Raw genomic sequence first — 4,100 nt, 5'->3', positions numbered from 1 at the left:
CCACTGATAATCTTTGTTTCTCTGCATCAGAAAGCGGATTCCCCTTTCTGTATGCTCGTTTTGCGCCAGATGAGGAAGTCACTGCATTTTCTGTCTGCGACATCTCGCCTCCTCAATACTCAAACAGGGATCGTTTCGCAGAGGATACTACAGTTTTTTGAAATCAGCGACTTGAGAATTGTGACGAAGATCTGTGTTGGCGCACAAATCAACGGGGATTACTGTCGTTTAATGTGATTTAAACTGTGAAATAGTATGGTTTTCAGTTATGGAAACGCCGGGAGCGGGGAAAACTTGCTTTTTCCCGTTTCCGGGGTTGGACAACTGAGCAACGCGAAGGCGTCAGCTACGATGTTCCGGGGACTGCTGATCAGCCCCTGTTGTATTCAGCCATTCTCCGGTCATCTGCAGCAGTTTTCTGGCATCGTGGCTTCTGAGCAACGGAATACCAGCCTGCCTCAGAACCTCTTCCAGAAGAATATCCCGGCGTCTGCGTTCCGGTCGTAAATGGCTGGCATCATCCAGCTCTACTGCTGCAACAATACTGAACGAACGCCGCTCAACGATAACCACATCAACATGCCACTGAGACACCATCCTGAATAACTGCCACCACTGGCGTGATCGTGGCCGGATATTCCCGTTCAGCTGGACGATATCCGCGACCCGTACCTGCGGACACAGATACCACCGCTTCATATCCACAATTCTGAACAGTCCTTTCATAAAACTGACTTCCCTTTCTGTCAGCAGCGTCTTCTGACGTTGCCAGCATTCACCGCTGGACAGTATTCGCTCTGCATCACCGGTCCGTATACCTGCCGCATGCAATTGCATCAGCAAAGGAGAATGCTGATTTACACTTCTGAGGATAATCCGGATAAGTAACGCTGCAATAATCAGAACAATAAGAATAAAAATAATCAGCTTCATTGTTTATCTGCTCCTGGTAATTAATTATGCTGAATTATTACCTTACATATTTCCATATCTCTTTTGGTATCCTGTCATATAACTTTCCGGTGATTAATTCCGCTAACCGGTGGTCTGCTGCTGAATTAAATGATTCACGTTCACTGGTTGATAAACTGTCTCTGTTTTTATGAATAATTTTTTCCAGCGTATTGACTGATGAACATCGCCGTAACTGATACAGCCATTCCTGTTTTGTTTTTGCCATTTTTATTCCCGCTGAGAACAGATGAATGATAAGATTGCCAGCGCTTTATTTACGGTGTCTCCATATCCAGGGGGGAACCGGATCAGCATCTGACCAGAGCCCACGTTTTTGTTGTCTGGCTTCGTTCTGAAAGACAGGCAGCACGGGATCTGTGTTGTACTGCTCATATACCCAGGCAGCCCCGGCCCGGACCATAAACTGATTAACATTCATTCCGTCTGGTGCATAAACCTGCCCGAGAATACGACCATAACGATCTCGCTGAAAATATGTGACGGTAACCGTTTTTCCTGCAACCAGTGATTTCATCATGTCCGTTGACCACCGGCCATAATCCTGTTTCTTTTCCGGTGCATCAATATTTACCAGCCTGATCCGCACCGCCTTCCGTGAGTCCATGACCTCGATGGTATCACCGTCCAGTACACGAACAACCCGTCCATGAATATCTGCAGACAATACCGGCCATGAAAAGATAAATAATACCAGTGGAATATATTTCCTCATGTTATTCTCCATATCAGATAAATGGCACCTGTATTTCAGGCATCCTGAACATTGCAGCACACACTGAATAACACCTTGTTTTGTGAAATAAATCACAAAATATAAAATCTCGACTTAATACGGAAAAAACTCTGTGCTACTCAGAACTGTCCGGTCATACTGCCCGACCGGATATTAAAAAAAGCAAATCTCATGCATTATTCAGCCTTCTGAATCCCTGGAGTAATGAAGGCTGCTTTTTCGTTACACCCTTCCCCGGCAGCGCCGGTGGCAGTGTTCAGCCCTTTTTCGGGCAAACTGCTGCCAGTCTGTCCGGGGTGCAACACCGGCAGCCCGTCCCCATGCTTCTGCCGCTTCCATCCAGCGTCCACTGACTTCCAGAATAACGGCCCGGCTTCCGGCACTCTGGTAACGTCAGACCTGACCGTTCCGTGAACTGTTTCTGAATCCATTCATTTTCCTGTCCCCCCTTTAGTTGTCAGTATTATTGTGATAATAAAAATAATCAGTTTCACCATACTCTTTCCCTTTTTTATCTGATAAACGGATACTGAATTAATAAATTCATTTTCCTTACCACCGACTTATTCTGTTTCTTATCAATGCATTTCCTCACAGAAGAATTAATGCTGCCGGGATATTCATACACACCACATATACCGCTGATGTTTCAGTGATTATTCCCGATGCTGAAACGGAAAGGCGCTTTTCTTTCCCGTCTTCTTACGCGCTGAGCACCCGAATCTGTGATTCAGGCGATGTTTTTCTCCTCCATATATTCACTTTTTTCACCATGTCTGGCAAAGTGAATAATGCTCATATCAGATCCTGCTCAGGGTACTGGCTAAATGGACCGGACCGGGGAAGCAATTCCCCGGTTTTTCTTTGCCGCGCACATTTTTTGAATTAAATCACACATTTTATTGTTCCTGCTTGTCCTGCCAGGAAAATATGTTACAGGTATTATGTCGTTTAGTCCGATTCAGCTTACAGACAGGGATAACCTTCTGGTTCACCATAATAACAATCATCCTTAATTCCTCTTTTCAGCCCCCTTCGCTCCGCAACCGCAACGGGGGCTGTTTTTATCTGAGTACAGCTGCGATACCTCATGCTTTATTCTCCTTTTTCGCCTTTTTCCAGATTATCTTTTTCTCCCTGACTTCTGTGACTCCCCGACGAACCAGTTCATTCCTTATCGCCACTGCCCGGGTTTTGTTCCATTCGTCACGCATGTGTGACTTTAAATAATTATTAAATGTTTCGACGGACACAGGCATATTACCGGCTCCGCTGCCGGCTATCTGCTGCAGCTTTCCTGCCCAACGGCTGACGATATCACTTTCAGGAACAGAAGGTTGTTTCAGGCAGTTACTTTTGTCTGCACCAGACTCACCGGCAGCAGCAATACTTTCTGGTACATCACGACGGATGCAGGTAATACCGGCTTCTTTCAGCGTCCTGATAACACCGTCATATCCCTTATCCGATGAAATGATGTGGTATGTTTTATCTTTCCCTGCTGCACAACAGCTTATCCGCCCCAGCTCCAGAACAAGATGAAAATCGACATTATTCCTGGACACACCACTCACCTGCCTGATAGTGATTCTCGCACCTTCAGGAAAAGAGTCTGCAGGAAGAACAACGACGTTCTGCTGTGGCCCGACAAAGATAATCAGTTCCCCATACTGCTCAAGGGAAATATTTTTCAGGCTGCCACAGTTTTCATAATCAATAAGGGCTGTCAGGGTGTTTTTATCTGTACTCGTATTATTTTCTTCCATGTTTTTACCTTTTATTCATAACCGGGTGAGCAATAACACAAAATATTTTATTTCCGGGAACACCATATAAAAAGAAAGACTTCCCTCGTGAATATTCAGGCGTATATTAAACGACGTCTTGTTTTATGAAATCAATCACAAAACAGCACGCTATTACTTAATACAGCAATAATCCTGTGATAATGAATGCTGACTGGTCATACTGCCAGGCCAGATATAAAAAAGAAAAATCTCATGCATACTTCAGCCTTCCGGTTCCCTGGAGCAACGAAGGCTGTTTTTTCGTTACACCTTTCCCCGGCAGCGCCTCCGGCACCGTTCAGCCCGCTGTTGTGCAAACTGTTGCCAGTCTGTCCGGGGAGCAGACTGCGCAGCCCGTAGCCATGCCTCAGCGGCTCCCGGCCAGTCCCCCCCTGACTTCCAGCCGGACAGCCCGGCATCCGACCTGCCGGTAGCGCCATACCCCGGAGTTTTGCGAATCACGCCCTGTTCCGTTCATTTTCCTTCCCCCTTTAGTTGTCAGTATTATTGTGATAAATAGTTCAGTGGAATGGCTTTCTTTCGGGTACGGAAGTTATTTCCTTTTAAGCCTTATTTCCCTGCCTCCCCTCCCTGAGGGAGGCTTT

The 4,100-nt window shown here is 46.0% G+C and carries 5 protein-coding genes and 2 pseudogenes; all 7 read right to left on the bottom strand.

Annotation, left to right across the window (positions count from 1 at the left end):
• On the bottom strand, positions 1 to 103 hold a 103-nt coding region (locus tag FTE26_RS07150; protein WP_334313976.1), incomplete at its 3' end, for a RepB family protein.
• 239 nt (positions 104 to 342) lie between these two features.
• Positions 343 to 933 (bottom strand): DUF2726 domain-containing protein, encoded by a 591-nt coding sequence (locus FTE26_RS07145; RefSeq protein WP_000766816.1) that lies wholly within the window; start codon positions 931 to 933, stop codon positions 343 to 345.
• A gap of 37 nt (positions 934 to 970) precedes the next feature.
• Positions 971 to 1,180, bottom strand: coding sequence for a hemolysin expression modulator Hha (hha, locus tag FTE26_RS07140; RefSeq protein WP_001333231.1), 210 nt, complete (start codon positions 1,178 to 1,180; stop codon positions 971 to 973).
• A 45-nt stretch (positions 1,181 to 1,225) separates the two neighbouring features.
• Positions 1,226 to 1,687: a thermonuclease family protein gene (locus tag FTE26_RS07135; RefSeq protein ID WP_015059120.1), complete on the bottom strand. Its 462-nt coding sequence runs from the start codon at positions 1,685 to 1,687 to the stop codon at positions 1,226 to 1,228.
• Between the two features lie 243 nt (positions 1,688 to 1,930).
• Positions 1,931 to 2,143 (bottom strand): annotated as a pseudogene (locus FTE26_RS07130) (ANR family transcriptional regulator).
• 653 nt (positions 2,144 to 2,796) lie between these two features.
• Positions 2,797 to 3,474, bottom strand: coding sequence for a PIN domain-containing protein (locus tag FTE26_RS07125; RefSeq protein ID WP_000392235.1), 678 nt, complete (start codon positions 3,472 to 3,474; stop codon positions 2,797 to 2,799).
• Between the two features lie 285 nt (positions 3,475 to 3,759).
• A pseudogene (locus FTE26_RS07120) lies at positions 3,760 to 3,973 on the bottom strand (ANR family transcriptional regulator).
• Positions 3,974 to 4,100: the final 127 nt, after the last annotated feature.

The sequence above is a fragment of the Escherichia sp. S10b genome (assembly GCF_028421345.1).
Classification (GTDB): domain Bacteria; phylum Pseudomonadota; class Gammaproteobacteria; order Enterobacterales; family Enterobacteriaceae; genus ECMA0423.
This window is presented reverse-complemented; position numbering and strand designations above follow the sequence as displayed.

Bases quoted from the DNA above. Each gene is read 5' to 3' on its own strand.
- FTE26_RS07145 (WP_000766816.1), bottom strand. From the start codon at position 933: ATGAAGCTGATTATTTTTATTCTTATTGTTCTGATTATTGCAGCGTTA.
- hha (WP_001333231.1), bottom strand. From the start codon at position 1,180: ATGGCAAAAACAAAACAGGAATGGCTGTATCAGTTACGGCGATGTTCA.
- FTE26_RS07135 (WP_015059120.1), bottom strand. From the start codon at position 1,687: ATGAGGAAATATATTCCACTGGTATTATTTATCTTTTCATGGCCGGTA.
- FTE26_RS07125 (WP_000392235.1), bottom strand. From the start codon at position 3,474: ATGGAAGAAAATAATACGAGTACAGATAAAAACACCCTGACAGCCCTT.